This is a genomic window from Paenibacillus sp. 1SOY10, assembly GCF_056836745.1.
In genome coordinates this window covers 538,535-554,196 of record NZ_JBXENK010000002.1, presented here as the reverse complement: position 1 = coordinate 554,196, position 15,662 = coordinate 538,535, and the positions used below count along the sequence as shown (strand labels likewise).

13 protein-coding genes, 1 tRNA gene and 1 pseudogene are annotated in these 15,662 nt (G+C 48.5%); 6 read left to right on the top strand and 9 right to left on the bottom strand.

Translation table 11 applies throughout. The features are described 5' to 3' along the window. Positions 1–83: 83 nt before the first annotated feature. From AC1VOR_RS08360 to AC1VOR_RS08350, 3 genes are read right to left on the bottom strand one after another with little or no spacing between them, the layout of a single operon-like run. Positions 84–1,628, bottom strand: a complete 1,545-nt coding sequence (locus AC1VOR_RS08360) for a response regulator (protein WP_482617173.1) — start codon at positions 1,626–1,628, stop codon at positions 84–86. After that, positions 1,629–3,428, bottom strand: coding sequence for a sensor histidine kinase (locus tag AC1VOR_RS08355; RefSeq protein ID WP_482617171.1), 1,800 nt, complete (start codon positions 3,426–3,428; stop codon positions 1,629–1,631). 37 nt (positions 3,429–3,465) lie between these two features. Continuing rightward, positions 3,466–4,338: a helix-turn-helix domain-containing protein gene (locus AC1VOR_RS08350; RefSeq protein ID WP_482617170.1), complete on the bottom strand. Its 873-nt coding sequence runs from the start codon at positions 4,336–4,338 to the stop codon at positions 3,466–3,468. Between the two features lie 136 nt (positions 4,339–4,474). Here AC1VOR_RS08350 and AC1VOR_RS08345 point away from each other — a divergent pair, with 136 nt between their 5' ends. Together AC1VOR_RS08345 and AC1VOR_RS08340 are read left to right on the top strand one after the other, a co-directional pair. Next, positions 4,475–5,482, top strand: coding sequence for a Gfo/Idh/MocA family protein (locus AC1VOR_RS08345; protein WP_482617168.1), 1,008 nt, complete (start codon positions 4,475–4,477; stop codon positions 5,480–5,482). Further along, positions 5,479–6,471, top strand: coding sequence for a Gfo/Idh/MocA family protein (locus AC1VOR_RS08340; protein WP_482617166.1), 993 nt, complete (start codon positions 5,479–5,481; stop codon positions 6,469–6,471). Before AC1VOR_RS08345 ends, AC1VOR_RS08340 begins: the two co-directional genes overlap by 4 nt. 136 nt (positions 6,472–6,607) lie before the next feature. On the opposite strand, the gene AC1VOR_RS08335 is transcribed toward AC1VOR_RS08340, so the two are convergent. Continuing rightward, positions 6,608–7,558, bottom strand: coding sequence for a ComEC/Rec2 family competence protein (locus AC1VOR_RS08335; RefSeq protein ID WP_482617164.1), 951 nt, complete (start codon positions 7,556–7,558; stop codon positions 6,608–6,610). A 180-nt stretch (positions 7,559–7,738) separates the two neighbouring features. Continuing rightward, positions 7,739–10,006 (bottom strand): Ig-like domain-containing protein, encoded by a 2,268-nt coding sequence (locus AC1VOR_RS08330; RefSeq protein ID WP_482617162.1) that lies wholly within the window; start codon positions 10,004–10,006, stop codon positions 7,739–7,741. 226 nt (positions 10,007–10,232) lie between these two features. On the opposite strand from AC1VOR_RS08330, the pseudogene AC1VOR_RS08325 reads away from it, so the two are divergent. Further along, positions 10,233–11,421, top strand: a pseudogene (locus tag AC1VOR_RS08325) (MFS transporter). A 5-nt stretch (positions 11,422–11,426) separates the two neighbouring features. Continuing rightward, positions 11,427–12,056 carry a TetR/AcrR family transcriptional regulator gene (locus tag AC1VOR_RS08320; RefSeq protein ID WP_482617160.1) on the top strand — a complete coding sequence of 210 codons (630 nt, stop codon included), beginning with the start codon at positions 11,427–11,429 and terminating at the stop codon, positions 12,054–12,056. A 90-nt stretch (positions 12,057–12,146) separates the two neighbouring features. On the opposite strand, the gene AC1VOR_RS08315 is transcribed toward AC1VOR_RS08320, so the two are convergent. Beyond that, positions 12,147–12,232, bottom strand: a tRNA-Leu gene (locus tag AC1VOR_RS08315). Positions 12,233–12,670: 438 nt separating this feature from the next. On the opposite strand from AC1VOR_RS08315, the gene AC1VOR_RS08310 reads away from it, so the two are divergent. Then, positions 12,671–12,877: a DUF6199 family natural product biosynthesis protein gene (locus AC1VOR_RS08310; RefSeq protein ID WP_482617158.1), complete on the top strand. Its 207-nt coding sequence runs from the start codon at positions 12,671–12,673 to the stop codon at positions 12,875–12,877. Between the two features lie 40 nt (positions 12,878–12,917). On the opposite strand, the gene AC1VOR_RS08305 is transcribed toward AC1VOR_RS08310, so the two are convergent. Genes AC1VOR_RS08305 through AC1VOR_RS08295 form a run of 3 tightly spaced genes read right to left on the bottom strand, consistent with a single transcriptional unit; the run spans position 12,918 to position 14,874 of the window. After that, positions 12,918–13,265 (bottom strand): YolD-like family protein, encoded by a 348-nt coding sequence (locus AC1VOR_RS08305; RefSeq protein ID WP_482617157.1) that lies wholly within the window; start codon positions 13,263–13,265, stop codon positions 12,918–12,920. Beyond that, positions 13,262–14,476 (bottom strand): DNA polymerase IV, encoded by a 1,215-nt coding sequence (locus AC1VOR_RS08300; protein WP_482617672.1) that lies wholly within the window; start codon positions 14,474–14,476, stop codon positions 13,262–13,264. Before AC1VOR_RS08300 ends, AC1VOR_RS08305 begins: the two co-directional genes overlap by 4 nt. Positions 14,477–14,490: 14 nt before the next feature. Further along, positions 14,491–14,874: a YhjD family protein gene (locus tag AC1VOR_RS08295; protein WP_482617155.1), complete on the bottom strand. Its 384-nt coding sequence runs from the start codon at positions 14,872–14,874 to the stop codon at positions 14,491–14,493. 256 nt (positions 14,875–15,130) lie between these two features. Between AC1VOR_RS08295 and AC1VOR_RS08290 the strand changes: the two genes are divergently transcribed. Further along, the gene (locus tag AC1VOR_RS08290; protein WP_482617153.1) at positions 15,131–15,646 is read left to right on the top strand and encodes a hypothetical protein; all 516 of its coding nucleotides are present in this window, start codon (positions 15,131–15,133) and stop codon (positions 15,644–15,646) included. Positions 15,647–15,662: the final 16 nt, after the last annotated feature.

Below are 15,662 nucleotides of genomic sequence, written 5' to 3'. Positions count from 1 at the left end.
TTTATTTCGATCCTATCTCCATAAAAAAAGAACGCTGTGAGCACCTTCTGGCTACAGCGTCCTGGCTTATCTATATTGTTCGCTCATACGAGGGATTTATATTCCATGGGAGATACCCCGACAAACTTTCGGAACTGCCTGTTAAAGTAGGCTGCTTCCCAATAACCAACTTGACGGGCCACCTCATTGACCTTCAGATTCGTTTCGCGCAACATTCTCTTGGCCTGCTCAATCCGGTAACGATTCATATAACCGGCAAAGCTCTCCCCCGTCTCCTTACGGAACAATTGTCCCAAATAGACGGGATGTATATTGAAGCGGTCTCCCAATTGCATCAGTGTCCAATTCTCGGTATAGGTCTCCTTCACCAGCTTCAACACCTGCTGAATGACGGGGCTACTGCCGGTCGTTTGTAGCAAGTCAATAGACAACTGGGCTATCTCGGCCAAAATCTCCATCAGCTCTGCCCACTCTGAGGTGGTATGGAGGCTCTCCACATACTCTGAAAATAACTCCTCTAATGCAGCATTCGTAGACTTGACCTCTTCTGCCGCCAGCTTCAGCCGGAATGCAACCTCAGCGGCACCCCACCATAAATGCCTGGGGCTCATGCCCTCTTGCTCCCGCAGATTCGCAAAATCCTCCTGAATTGCTACCTTCAATCCTTCAGCATTACGGGCATGGAGTAGTTGCGTATATTGCTCCCAGCGGATATTGCCCTCCCAGCGAATTAGCTCTTTGGACAGGTTAAGCGTCTCGTAAGCGATGATCTGCTTCTTCGGATACAGCAAGAAATAAGCTAGTGCTTGCTTAGCCTCATCATAGCTCAGACCTTCGGAAGTCTCAGAAATTTCAGAGACATTGGAGACTTCCACTCGCCCTACACCGATACGTATAGCTTCTTCGTCTCCAAGCTGCACCGTGGAGCTTACCTTCTCGATCCACCGGTGTACATACTCGGCAAGCTCCTTCTCTTCGTTTGCCTGGAATATAATAACAACATCCTCATCCAGATCACGGTAGGCCAGGGGATGGTCATCGCCCGTTGAGTTTACCAGTTCAGCAAAGATCTGATCGGCCAAGTCTCCCTTCCTGATTACTGCCGCCAGTCGATAACAGCGGGTAGGCGCAAGCTGGAGCAACTCGCGTCGTTCCTTCCATTCGGCTGGAGCAATCTGTCTGGTCATCCACCGATGAAGCGTATTGTTCTTAATAATATAAATGTCATTGTCAAAGAGATAATCTGGCTTAACGGCCTCAAGCTTGTCCAGCAAAGTGACCAGTGTATGCTTCAGTTCAGAAACGTTGACCGGCTTCAGTAAATAATTCTCAATCCCAAGGCTCATTCCCTCCTTGAGATAGTCAAATTCGTTATAGCCACTGAGGATAATTACCTTAAGCTGGTCATGCTCCTGCCGGGCGACGCGTATCAACTCCAGTCCGTTCATACCCGGCATAGAAATATCAGTAATCAGAATATCTACGTTCGTGGAGGCCAGCATCTCCAAAGCCTTCTTGCCCCCTCTGACCATCCCTACAATCTCCAGTCCCAAGGCAGACCAATCGATCAACTGGCTTAGCCCCTCCAGAATGAACTTCTCATCATCTACAAGAAGAACCTTGTACACCTACGCTTCCCCCTCTGCATAAGGCATAGTGATCGTGACGGTTGTCCCTTCCCCAGGCGTGCTATCCACCTCTAACGTGCAACTGTCCCCATACAAATAGACCAATCTTTGATAAACGCTGCGAAGTCCAAAGGAATGACCTTCGGCTTGGTTCTCTGACAAAGAGTTACGAATGAACGCCAACCTCGCCCCCTCCATTCCCATCCCGTTATCACGGACAACAATATACACACGCTCATGTTCGCGGCGGGAGGTTACCTCAATATGATTCACTTGATCATCGTCACGAAGGCCGTGGACGATGAAATTCTCAATCAGAACCTGTAAGGACAGCTTAACCATGCCATGCTGAGCTGTTTGTGGGTCCATTTGAATCTCATAGCTGAAATCCTCCTGGTAACGCGACTTGAACAGTTCCAGATATAGTCGGCAATTCTCCAGTTCTTGCTGAAGACTCACAAATGTCTCTTCTTCCACCAAATTGCGAAATAAATTCGCCAAGTTGTAGACCATGTCCCCTATCTCGGTAACGCCCAGCGAGACGGCCCTCATCCTGATGACCTCCAGGGTGTTGAACAAGAAGTGGGGATTCACCCTGGCCTGGAGCGCCGTCATTTCTGCCCGGCTTTGCTCCGCTTCCGCCTTATAGCTACGGTTGATATGATGCGTAAGTTTATTAAGCATTTGATTAAAGCTACCCGCGATCAGCCCTAACTCATCCTTGCGTTGAATGGAAATTCGGACGCCCAGTTCACCGGTCTCCACACTACGCATGGAACGAATGATGAGATGCATCTGTTTGGTGTAATTCATAACAAATCCAAAGGGAATCAGAACAATAACCAGCACACAAATCAAACTCAATATGATAACTGTCCGCCGGATATCCGCTAGCCCATCAGTAATCTCCGCCTTGGGAACGATACTAAGCACAATGAAACCGCTATTATTTTGCACCGCACTAACCCATGAATTCTTCTCCATCACGGCCGAACCATTATGCAACAGAACCTGCTCCGTGTAGGGATAAGGCTCGCCATAGTATTGGCCTGATTGATCATAAATGACCTGACCTTTGGGGGTAAGCACGAGGAGATTCCCTTTGAGCTTGTCCTCATAAGGCGCAATCGCCGAACTGATCTGCTCGGAATCATAATACACGATCAAATGACCGATCGTTTTCAGATTGTATCCACTCGCAATCGTTGTACGTATGGCATACATTCGGTCCTGACTCCTGCCAATCAGCTTCTCAATCCACAGATTAGGGACAAGGATTCGAGCCGTCTCCTGAATGATAGCGCCAGGTACATAGGATTTCTCGGCATCCACAGGATGCGTCTTCAAGCGTCCATGCCATAAATGATAAAGATGCTTGCTGTCCTCGCCGTATAGCACCATTTCCTGAATCGCTGGGTTCGTTCCCATCTTCCGTTCGAAGAATCCGGTGGCATCCCAATAGGCAATACCGGACCCGGTGATTTGCTCCATGCGGTAGCTCAAATACTCACTGTAGGTATGGGTGAGAAAGAAGGTAACATTATCCGCGAGTGCCGTTTGACTATAAATTTCATTGGTGATCTGCTCGGTGTAGTCTACATTCGTCTGTACATAATCATTGATGCTGTCCAAAGCTCTGCGCTGAATATCCATCTGGTTGTCGACTGCCGAATCTGTCATACTTCTGAGGATTCCCTGGGCAAGCACAAGCACCGTAATCATGGCAATCAAGCTGTAAAGCATCACCATCTTCGAAAGTGTCTTATCTTTAAGAAAGGTCTGATACCAGTTATTCAGCAAGATGGCTTCCTCCTGTATTCGTCCCTGTATCGTATCATCAAGCCTGCTTCAGCTTCGCTCTGTATTCATTGGGCGTACAACCATGCTGCCGTTTGAACAGCTTGTAGAAATGCGACGAATTGACAAAGCCCGCTTGCTCCGCCAGAACGGCAACACTCTGGTCGCTGGTGATCAACATCCGTTCAACGATCCGCAGACGCCGCAAATTAACATAATCTACAAAGGAATCGCCCGTTGCCTTTTTGAAAAATTTGGAGAAATAAGTGTAGCTCATCCCGGCCAGTCGGCTAGCTTCTTCCATCGAGATACGGTCTGCCAGATTCAGGTCTACGTAATCAATAATACGTTTCAGCGTATCGGCGTCGCCCCATTCCGCTGGTTCCAGAATACCACGCCGGTCGGCACGCAGAAGCAGCAAGAGCAAGTGCTTGATATGCATGCTGGCAGCAATCTCATAACCTTTCGATTTCTCCAGCATTTCCTGCCGAATTTGATAGAGAATCCCCGCTACCTTTGCCTTGAATTCAGGGTCCTCTGTAAAAAGATCATTCAATTCATCCAGGGGATGATGGATCTCGGAGAAATGGCGGTAATAGCTCATCATAGCCGGATCAAAGTAAGGCTCCAGATCAAAATGCAGGACGAAGCATTTCATTTCGCCTGAACCCTTTTTATGTCCATAGTGGAGCTGGGAAGAGCCAACAATGGCCACATCCCCCGGAGCCAGCAGGTAGTTGCGCTTCACGGTTCGAATCTCATGAAGTCCCTGCATCACCATCACAAACTCGATTTCTTTATGATAATGCCAGGCAGAGATCTCTGTACTCTCTTGTTCACTACAGACGAAATCCAGCGTTTTGATACAAAGCTGCGGATGCTGGTACAGAATTGGTTCCTGAAAAATATCCATGCCGTATCTCCTTCATGCCAGAGAATAAAATAGCACATAAACATGACTAATCGGGGCCTAGTCTCTTATGAGTCTACATTATATGCTGGTATCAGTTGTTCGTCCATTATAGAAAATGTGTCAGGAGTGAACCGATATGAGGATTGCTATTGCCGGATGCGGCGGCATGGGCCGGGTGCATGCAGGCGAATTCGCCCAGATGCCCGGTGTGGAATTGGTTGGCGTTTGTGATATTGAATATCAATTGGCTGAAGAGTTAGCGGCAAAAACAGGGGCTAGTGCATTTGCTTCGTATGAGGAAATGATGTCCGCAGTAAAGCCTGACGTAGTTAGCTTGGCCTTGCCAAGTTACTTGCACAAGGAATATGCCTGCCGGTCCGCCCGGCTGGGAGTGCATGTCATATGTGAGAAACCTATCGCGCTAACAGCAGAGGATGCGCGGGAGGCCATGGCGGTATGCAAGGAGCATGGTGTGCAGCTATTTCTGGGACACGTCGTACGTTTTTTTCCCGAATATGTACAAATCAAGGAAGCCGTGAATGCAGGAAGCCTGGGGCAAATGGGCGTCGTCCATCTGAAGCGGGTAGGATCGCATCCGGGAACCGTACGTGAATGGTACAACGATGAAGCGAAGAGTGGTGGTGTCATTGTCGACCTGATGATCCATGATATTGATTTTGCCTTATGGACCTTGGGAGAACCGAAATCCGTATATACGCTTCGCCGCACCTGGGCCGGCTCGGATTATGCTCTCATTACATTGGTGTTTCATAGTGGTGCCGTGGCTAACCTGGAAGGGTATTGGGGCGATCCCGGGAGCTTCCGCACCTCCGCCGAATTTGCCGGTAGTGGCGGAATTATTCGTACAGACAGTGAAAAAAGCCGCTCTGTAACTATCCGTAAGTCCGCACAGAATGCTAAAGGGCAGCGGTTTGCAGAAATTCCGGAAAGCCCGTCACTGCATTCTCCGTATTATCTGGAACTGGAGCACTTCATCACCTGTCTCCGCGAGCATCGGGAGCCTGCCGTGACAAAGGAGGATGCCTGCCGGGCACTAATCGTAGCTAATGCTGCCAGAGAATCCGCCGTCACCGGCCAGGCCGTGCATTTCGGCCATGACTTTGTAAGGGAGGGACAACAATGAAGAAACAAGTCAAAGTGGGAATGATCAGCTTTGCCCATGGCCATGCTTTCTCCTATCTGGAGGGACTATCCAAGCTTCCTCAGGCGGTAGTAGCCGGGATTGCCCATCCCGTCAGAAGTGAGGTTGAGGGGGCTCTCCAGCAGACGGGGGCCGCTTACTATGCCGACTATCACGATTTATTGCGTACAGATATCGATGCTGTCATTATTTGCTCGGAGAATGTCCATCACGCACAATTAACGCTGGATGCCGCCCGGGCCGGAAAGCATATCATGTGCGAAAAGCCTTTGGGGCTCTCCGTTGCGGAGATGGAGGAAATGATCTCGGTCTGTGCGGATGCCGGCGTTCAGTTAATGACGGCCTTTCCTTGCCGCTATCTATCCGCAGTGGTCCGTGCCCGAGAGGCTGTAATGAACGGCGAAATTGGCGAGATTGTTGCTATCAAGGGGACAAACCGCGGTACGATGCCTGGCGGCTGGTTCATTGACCCTGCTCTTTCCGGCGGTGGAGCGCTGCTCGACCATACCGTGCATGTGATGGACTTGATGAATTGGTTCATGCCGGACTCCAAAGTTGCCGAGGTTTATGCCTATGCCAATCGCATCTTTCATGAAGACATTCATGTGGAGGATGCTGGAATGATGCATGTGAAATTCGATAACGGCGTGTTTGGCGTCATCGATACCAGTTGGTCACGTTCCAAGTCCTTCCCGACTTGGGGAGATGTCACCCTGGAGATTGTGGGCACGGCGGGCACACTGTCCGTAGACAGCATGGCGCAACACAACGAATGGTTCATCGACAAGGATGGAAAGGGCCAATATCATTTCTGGGGCGACTCTATGGATCATCTGATCGTTAAGAGCTTCATTGAAGCCCTTGCCGAGGGTCAGCCTGTACCTATTAACGGCGTGGACGGACTTCGATCCACTGAAGTGGCCCTGGCTGGCTACCGTTCCGTAGCCTCGGGACAACCCGTTAAGCTATAATGCATGATATATAAAGAGGAGCAGCCGAGGTCCTGGATGAAACTGGACTAAGGCTGCTCCTTTTATTGCATGGTAAACAATTAGGTCTACTATCGGGGGGCTTGTTCACCACACTTTCCCTTGTGGGGCTCTGGCCTTACTTGTCCGTGGTAATCCGATAATCCCGCCCGTCGGTCGTTATTTCCACCGTACCCTGGGTATCATTGCGGTAGGTTTGTACATTTTGCTTGTCCAAGCGATCCAGAATCGTCTGTGTAGGATGTCCGTAAGAATTCGGACCGACCTGAATGACCGCATAGGTAGGCTGAACCAACTGCAAGAACCGCCGCGTTGTTGATGATTTGGAGCCGTGGTGGCCCACCAGCATGACATCGGCCCGCAGATCGGCTCCACTCTCTATCATGGCCTGCTCGCTTTCACTTCCTGCATCTCCGGTCAGCAGGTAGCTGGTGCTTCCGTAGCTTAGCTTGACCACGGCACTCATATTGTTGCTATCGTCCGTTGTTGTTACCGGGGCCAGCATTTTGACCCGTACCTGCTCGCCAAATGGCAGGTCAAGCCCGGCCTTGGCTGTCTTTACCTTGAGCCCTTTGCGCTGGATGGACTCCAGCAGAGATTGATAGGTCTTCGTATTCGCCTGTATCCGGGGCATATATATGTCCCCGATCTCCAGGTGATCTACTACCTTATCCAAGCCCCCGATATGATCGGCATCCGGATGCGTTCCAATCAGGATATCCAAGCGTTTTACGCCATAACGGGCTAAATAACTGAGCATCAAATCTTCCTTGTCATTGTTCCCGCCGTCGATGAGCATGGTCTTCCCCTCAGGGCTGATAATCAATTGCGAAGCTCCCTGCCCTACATCAAGAAAAATCACGCGAAGCTGTCCTTCTGCATCCACTTGAGTCGCGGCATCCCTCTGGGCAAATCCTCCAATTTCACCCGACAGCCACCCTTTCATGGAATCCCATTCCAGCGATCCGCCAGATAGCCAGCTTCCTATCAGCAATACAACCGCAACCATTATCGTCATGAACCATTTGTTCTGCTGATTGCTCTTCCGTCTCCGTCTCTGTCTCCTCATCGATGCCTTCCTTTTCTCCATGTTGTCATTAGTTCAATAGCTTATCGCTCGCCACACAAGAACATATGTTCCAATTATATAAGATTACCTGCTTGGGTAGCAACCCTTGTTGGGGAATGAGAAGCAAATGAAAGAGCCTGCCCTTCAAGGAAAGGCAGGCTCTCTGGTTAGCGTATTCGCTTATTTCACCGAAACTCTGACCGTTACGGTCTTACCGCCGTATTTAGCTTTAACCGAACTGGTTCCTTTGGCTACGGCCTCAATTTTCCCTGCCGTGACCTTAGCCGCTGCTGGCTTCGAGCTAGTCCATACTGCGCTTGTAGTAACATCTGCTACCTTGCCGGTATCATACGTCGCCTTGAGCACTAAGGTTTTTGCAGAGCCTGGAGCAAGCTGCAGACTCTTCTCGCTAACTTCCAGCTTCGTCAATTTCGGTACTACATTGACTTTCACCGTTACTGTCTGCCCTTGATATGAGCCAGTAAGTGTGACAGATCCCTCAGCCACCGCCTTCACTGAAGAGGAGGACACGGTAGCTACACTATCGTCTGAGGAGACCCAGCCCATTTTAGTGGACAATGTTACTTTCTTACCATCTGTATAGTAGCCAGTCACCTTGATCGACTTTGATTTTTTGATGTTCAGTTCGACTGTTGTTGGTTCAACAACTAGCTTCGTAATTTTAGGTTCAATAGTTACCGAGACACTCACCGTTTTATTGGAATAGGTCCCTTTCAGCGTAGCAGAACCTTTTGTAAGTCCCTTGATTTTTTTGCCCTCTGCCGTTGTTTTCAGTACCGCGTTAGCACCGGACAACGTCCATTCAATATCGCTTGGGTTAGTAAGCTCTTCCCCATTTTCATAAACGGCAATCACGCTTGGTAGATCTGTCTCCTCGCCAATCACGATGCTCAGCTTATTGTCTGGAACGAGAATCGTCAGTACCTTCTCATTTACCGTAAGTTGAATGGTCACTTCACTATCTGCTGTTCCCCGAATCGGGAATGCCGGGTTAGGAGTCACTCCCGCTCCTGCGTCAGCAAGCTTACCCGTAATCGTAACTATAGCGGAAAGTGTTGTATCATCTGTATCCTTGGTTACAATCTTTCCGTCTTCAATGGTAGCAATATCTTCCCGAGCGGAAGACCAGATGATTTCATCACTGAAATCAATCTCCTCACCGTCAATCTTCGTAGCTGTAACTGCTGGCAATTTTACCGATTCGCCCTTGAACAATTCCAGCTCGTCCTTCTCTACTTCAAGCTTGGTGATTGTAGGAGACACAACCAGCTTGAAGCTCTTGCTAATGCCTTGGAAGCTGGCCTTAATGGTCGTCGACCCTGCTGCCTTGGCTACAATCAAGCCGTCGTTATTAACCGTGGCAATTAATTTATTGGACGAAGTCCAAGTAGCTCTGCTGCTAATATCTTCTGTCGAATTTGCACTGCTTCTCACACCAGCTTCTGCCTTCAACGTTTCTCCGAAGAAGATCATTGCATCCTCCGAAGGCGTCAGCAGAATGGCTTCGTAAGGAGCGCGAACGTAAATGTCCACTTGTGCCCGATTACTAAGGTAGGAAGCGGCAATCGTCGTTTTCCCGGTCGACAACAGCTTCACTTTTCCATCCTCAACCGTAGCTACCGCAGAATCCGAGGAAGTCCAGACGGCCTTATCGGACACGTCCGTTGTTGTTTTATCATTAGCCAGAATCGTCTTGGCCAGCAATTCAATCTCACCATCGGCCATGATCAGTTCCAGATCTTCCTTCTCACCAATCTCTGTGTCCGGTGATTCGCTGCGATACAGCTTCAGACCGGAATAAGGAGAAGTTACCGTCACTTTAAACGAAGCAGTCAAGCCGGAATATTTGGCTGTCACTGTCGCTTCGCCTGCTCCTAACAGAGTGAGTTGTCCCTTGTCCACGGTCACTACGGCCCCATTGGAGGTACTCCACTCTGCTTCCGTAGTTACATCCTTTGGTTCTACCAAGGTACTGTCGACCTTAGCCTTGGCTGTCACCGTCAGGTCGCTTTCATCCGTATCAAGACTGAACTTGCCGTCCAGCTTATAATCCAATGTCAACGCCGAATAAGTATCAACTGTTTTAATAGTAATGATGGATACCGAACCGGAATAAGCTGCCTTGACCGTAGCCGTACCACTCTTGACGGCAGTCACCAGTCCCTCATTCACCTTCAGGATACTCTCATCCGAAGAAGTCCACGTTACGGTTGCGGTAACGTCCTTCTTGGAAGTAGAGCCTTCCACGTTAGCCCATACCTTCAACTGCTTCGTCTTGCCAACAGCCAGCTCGATCGTCGTGTTCTCCCCATCAATAGCGATAGAGTTAATGTCGCCAGCAGCCGCCATGGCACCTGTCGGAAGGACCACCGAAAGGAGCAGCGCCACAATCAGCAGCCAATGCGTTGTTTTCCTGTTCGTAATCATCAATTTCTCTCCTTTTTTATTGCTAGAATGCCGGGATTCTTTTCCCAGCCCTTTGCGTTTTATATCGGTATTTGGTAGGAATTTCATAACCTTTTTAAATGAAAATAATTCCTTTGGCCTATAAAATATTGCTTATTACTTTTCCATTTACATCTGATTCATTTTGGGTTTAGAATAGTTTACATCAAGTAATCATTAACACGATGTAAACACAAGGAGTTATCTCATGTCTCATTCCATCTCTAAGTCCGCCAAATTTCCTCTCTTTATCGTCATGCTTAATTTATTTATTGCCCTACTGGGACAGGGGATGGTCATTCCTATTTTACCGGATTATCTCAAGCAGTTTGATGCGGGAGGAACAGCGGCTGGCTACCTAGTCGCTGCTTTCGGAGCAGCACAGTTCATCTTCTCCCCTATTGGTGGACAACTTTCTGATAAATGGGGGTAAGAAATTAATTATGTCCGGCCTATTCCTGACGGTCGTATCCGATCTTATATTTGCTGCATCGACCACATTGCCCTGGTTGTATCTTGCCCGCTTTCTCGGGGGCATCGGGCTTGGGCTGATGGTTCCTTCCGTCATGGCCTACACTGCAGATATTACAACTCCAGAGACACGGGCAAAAGGAATGGGCTACTTGAGCGCTGCTATGAATTTGGGGATGGTTTTGGGTCCCGGGCTGGGCGGGATGATTGCCGAGTTTGGCATACGCGTCCCCTATTATTTTGCATCAGGTCTTGGCCTTATAGCAACCCTACTCACTTTTTTTATGCCGGAAACCCGTAACACTCAGCAAAGTCTATCCTCTCAAGGCACGGCAAGCCGAGAACCAATAGGTCACCAAATAGTAGAATCATTTCGCACCCCATATTTCCGGTACCTTCTTTTAATCCTGATTATGACGTTTGGCTTAGTGAACTATGAGACGGTATATGCTCTGTTTGTGGAGCAGAAGTATGGCTTTGATGCTGGACAAATCTCTATTATCATCACCGTTGGAGCCATTACAGGCATTATCGTCCAGGTCTGGCTACTGGATCAACTCATTAAGCGGCTTGGCGAGACCTGGCTTATTCGTTTATCACTAATCATGACGGGCGTTGCGCTATTGCTCATGCTTGTGAAGATTAATTTGTTCTATTTACTGGCCGTATCGATTTTGTTCTTTGCCTTTAATTCCCTCTTAAGACCGACAGTTAACTCGCTAATTGCCAACGCGGCTAGAGATCGACAAGGGTATGCCTCAGGGCTGAATACGACTTACATGAGTGTGGGTAATATTCTGGGCCCCATCATAGCTGGAACCTTGTTTGACAAAAACATTAATATGCCCTATATTTTGGGTGCATTTATTCTTCTGGCTACCCCGTTTCTTACGGTAAACCGCCAGAAAGCTAAAGGGACGGATTAAGGCTTATGATTGACAATTGGCATCAAAAGCTAAAAAATAAAAATCGTCGGGAACTCATTGCTGCAGGAAAAGCATTATTCACAGAGCAAGGGCTTTCCCATGTCAATATTAAGGATATATGTGAGCAGGCTGACATGAGTCGAGTTACGTTCTACAAGCACTTTGAGTCTATTGATGAGCTGATTTTTGAGGTCCAAATGGAATTGATGGAGAGCATGTCTGATTTCGTAGAAGCCGCTGGCACAGACATATCTTCAGGCAAAAATAAGCTCCGCTCCATGCTAATGGCCTGGGCTGAATTCGCTAGACGACACCCTGGCTATATTAAATTTATCGTATCCTTTGACCTCCATTATAGCGCCTATCAATCAAGCCCAGAATTGGTAGGACGATATAAATCCTTTGTAAAAGATAAAATCAAGCATCATTTCCTCTTGGACCCTATCAAGGCTGGTATCGCCGATCAATCACTGCGGCCGGAGCTTAATGCTTCCGAAACCGCCCAATTCCTCTTCGTCTCCATGATGGGGCTGCTGCAAAGAATTAGTTTATCTTCAACAAGCCCCAAAGATTCTTTAACCCCTCAGCGATTTATAGACATGTTGATCGAATACATGAGTAACGATCATTCGTGAGTTGAAAATTCGAGTCTGCACATACAAAAGGAGAGAGCTCTAACGAGCCCTCTCCTTTTGTAGCTTCAACGTGCCGCTAACCACCTAAAATGCCGAGGACGGGGGTCGAACCCGTACGGTACTCACGTACCGCAGGATTTTAAGTCCTGTGCGTCTGCCTATTCCGCCACCCCGGCAAAATCATAAGGATTTTAAAAAAATCCCGTATTTATGATTATATACAGAAGTAAACGCAAATTCAACCAGAAAATAATGACGAACAGGCCGAGTAAGCTGAAAGAGCCTTTCTAGGGGTCCTTTCCCTTTTGCCATAAACCTACCATAGAAACGAAACCGGGAACTTGACGTATTATTAATAGAAGAGGCTCAATACTGAAATCAGTGCTTGACATGTGAGCAATGAGGCCCTCCGGGTTCGTAGGGTTCTTCCGATCGCTGCCCCTCCTGGATTTTCTGATTCAATAAATTCTGATAAGGTAGAAATCCACTCGCAAAGGCGAACACTTCGTTTCTCCAGAATCCCTACGACCCTCCGTTCTATAGATGTCTTTGGTCAAGCAGTGATTCTTGAATTGAGCCATAGAAGAAACACCATTTATGAGGGAGGGAACTTTTTGCTTGCTCTTGGAGGATTTTTCATTATAATTATCGGCTTGGTCAATACTGTTGCACCTTCCTTTGCCTGGTATATTAAAGAAGGCTGGAAGGTCGATGGCGATTCCGAACCAAGTGAAGCCTATCTGTCCATGACAAGATTTGGTGGTATTGTGGCCATCATTGCAGGCATTATTTTATTTCTGGCAGGGCTTTCCTCTTCCTAAAAAAATCGTCTGAACTAACTAGTTACTATTCTCCAGTCTCTTATTTGGTCGCCGACAGCCAGTCAGCAGATAAAATATCTGCCAGGCGAACCCACTGCCATTCTCCTGGCTCCGTCGTCAGCTTAATCTCTCTCAAATAAGTTTGTACCGTGGTGACCACTCCACATAACTCTTCATCCTCATACTCTCCCCAGACTCGTAGCCTGATCTTCCTCCGTTCCCGAAAAGAACCCGCCAGCACCCGTTCAATCAGTTCTATCTCCTGAGCATCCAGTTCCGGATGGGGTTTGGACTTTTTGGCATAATGCTCTCGATTAATCGCTTCTTTATGCTCAGGCAACATCATTCGGCTGGATGCCCATAACCCGTTGCCTTCCAGCTTTTTCATCTGTAATGTCCCCCGATCATTTCCGCCCTTTGCTTGGCCTGACCGGATGTGGTCAACGATGCCGCCCGCAGAATAGCCGTTTCCCCAAACCGACGTTTGATCTCATCCGTCACCTTCTCCAAAGCCTGATACTTGGGTCGTTCATCAAATAAGGTTAATTGGTATTCATCATCTCTAATGAAGCCCGACAACGTAACACCAACCTTACGGATGGGCTGGTGATCCCAATGACGCCCGAACAACGCCATTACGCTCTCATATACTTGCTTGGTAGCATTCGTCGGATCAAGCAACTTCATTTGCCGGTGGAAGCCGGTGGGATGGTCCAAATCAATTCCCCTAGAGCTCACCATGACCACCCCGCCCATATATCCCTTCTCCCGGCAACGGCGGCACACCAGTTCCGTCAGCTCCAAGAGAGGCACGGCTACCTCCTGCAATGAGTAAAAATCTCGCGGCAAGGTCATTTCGTGGCCGATGGATTTTTCGCCAGCGTGGCTACTGGGATCTACCTGTGAATCATCCAGACCATGAGCAAGCCGCCATAGCACCTCGCCATTAATCCCCCACCGCTGACGCAATTGAACGAGCGGCGTATTCGCCAAGGCCCCGATCGTATGAATCCCCATTCCCTTCAAATGGCGCTCCATCCGGGAGCCAACCATGTACATTTGGCGAATCGGCAGCGGCCATAGCGCTTGGGTCGTCTGTTCCCGGGTCATCCAATATAAGCCGTTCGCATTCTTCTTGGCAAAATTATCGCAGGCCATTTTACTAACCGCCTTGTTGTAACTAATACCAAAGCGGCTGTATATCCCGGTCTCTCGTTTGATCTCCTGTTGAATTCTGTACGCCAAGGCAAGTGGATCGCCGAACAGAGATAAGCTTCCGGTCACATCCAGATGCTGCTCATCAATGCTGTACGGCTCAACCAAGTCCGTAAATCGCAGCAAAATATTCGTAATTTTCATTGAAACGGCAATATATCGCTCCATCCGCGGGCGCATGACGACCATCTCCGGATTTTTGGCCAACGCCGAGCCTAAGGTTTCCGCCGTAGTCACGCCAGACCGCTTGGCCAGCGGACAGGCAGCCAAGACGATGCCAGACCGTCGCTCACGGTCTCCGGCAACGATCAGCGGCCGGTTCCAATACTGCGGATGATCTGCCTTCTCAACACTCGCGTAAAAAGATTGACAATCCGCCAACATAACAACTCTTTCTTTCACGGTGAGGTTCCTTCTTTCGTGATGTCGATTCCCGAGTAGTCGCCTAATAGCTGAAAAATTTCTGCCTTTACTAATCCCCAGAGCATGTCGAACTCATAGCGATACCCACGACATAAATAGCGTGCCTCCAGACCAAAATTTGTTCGCCGCTCCTCAAAGACCTTGATTCCATGCTTACGCATGTCTTTGCGCACCTGGGCCAGTTCATCCATAGCCGCACCCTGTAATGAACCAATAAATCCCCTATAAATGTGCGGTACCTTTAACGGAATATCCGCCAGCGCTTGCCGATCCCTTTCCAGAAGATCCAACAGCACAGGCAGCAAAATGGCCCGCTTCACCAACTCCGCTTCTGCTTCAGTTTGCCAGGGTACAGGCATCCACGTCCCTCCCTAATTACAGCTCAGTGATCGGGCAACAGTCTGTATAGTCTGGTGTTATTATATGCGAACATATGTTCTTTATTCAACAAGAAAAGATTTCCTCCAGCCGCATGCCAAACGCCGTATTGACACTATCAGCCGGTACCTTTGGATTATCCCAGTGGCGACGAAAATAAATCTAAACACCTATATTCATATGTTTGGTAACTGGGTAATAATTTAAAAGTGATTATTACAATTTGGAGGGATATCCATGAAAAAGCTTGTTGTATCTTTAACCGTCTGTGCTTTGCTCGGCACAGCATCCGTTGCCGCTGCCGCTCCCATCGGGAAGACCGCCAAGGCAACCATTCAATACTTTAAATTTATTGTTGGAGGACAGAACCGAGCAACCGCTGACGCACTCGTATTCAACTCAACAACCTATGTACCCATCCGGGAAGCCGCGAGTTTATTTAACTACAGTACCTTTTACGACCCAGCCTTAAAATCAATCTCCTTCGAGTCTAAAAACGAATGGGTTACTCTGTCCGAGCTCGTTGCATCCAACAGCGAACTGTCTGCCAATGCACAATCAAGCAATCCGCTCATCTATGAAGTGAAGAAAAAAGGCGAAGTCACTTTCAGAATCGACAGTTCCTCGCTTTCCGACGGATTGAGCACTACTATTCGAGATGACCAATCCCGCGAATTTACCGTTAAGAAGGAGCTTGGCTCCTTGGTTATTAGTAAAGATGACGTCCTGGCTGCCGGGTACAAAGCTTATTAATAGGACGTGATATTGA

What these genes read in the sequence shown, in the direction of transcription:
- AC1VOR_RS08295 (WP_482617155.1), bottom strand. Translation starts at nt 14,874, where the DNA reads ATGCCTGTACCCTGGCAAACTGAAGCAGAAGCGGAGTTGGTGAAGCGG.
- AC1VOR_RS08350 (WP_482617170.1), bottom strand. Translation starts at nt 4,338, where the DNA reads ATGGATATTTTTCAGGAACCAATTCTGTACCAGCATCCGCAGCTTTGT.
- AC1VOR_RS08335 (WP_482617164.1), bottom strand. Translation starts at nt 7,558, where the DNA reads ATGAGGAGACAGAGACGGAGACGGAAGAGCAATCAGCAGAACAAATGG.
- AC1VOR_RS08300 (WP_482617672.1), bottom strand. Translation starts at nt 14,476, where the DNA reads ATGTTGGCGGATTGTCAATCTTTTTACGCGAGTGTTGAGAAGGCAGAT.
- AC1VOR_RS08340 (WP_482617166.1), top strand. Translation starts at nt 5,479, where the DNA reads ATGAAGAAACAAGTCAAAGTGGGAATGATCAGCTTTGCCCATGGCCAT.
- AC1VOR_RS08305 (WP_482617157.1), bottom strand. Translation starts at nt 13,265, where the DNA reads ATGAAAAAGCTGGAAGGCAACGGGTTATGGGCATCCAGCCGAATGATG.
- AC1VOR_RS08320 (WP_482617160.1), top strand. Translation starts at nt 11,427, where the DNA reads ATGATTGACAATTGGCATCAAAAGCTAAAAAATAAAAATCGTCGGGAA.
- AC1VOR_RS08290 (WP_482617153.1), top strand. Translation starts at nt 15,131, where the DNA reads ATGAAAAAGCTTGTTGTATCTTTAACCGTCTGTGCTTTGCTCGGCACA.
- AC1VOR_RS08330 (WP_482617162.1), bottom strand. Translation starts at nt 10,006, where the DNA reads ATGATTACGAACAGGAAAACAACGCATTGGCTGCTGATTGTGGCGCTG.
- AC1VOR_RS08345 (WP_482617168.1), top strand. Translation starts at nt 4,475, where the DNA reads ATGAGGATTGCTATTGCCGGATGCGGCGGCATGGGCCGGGTGCATGCA.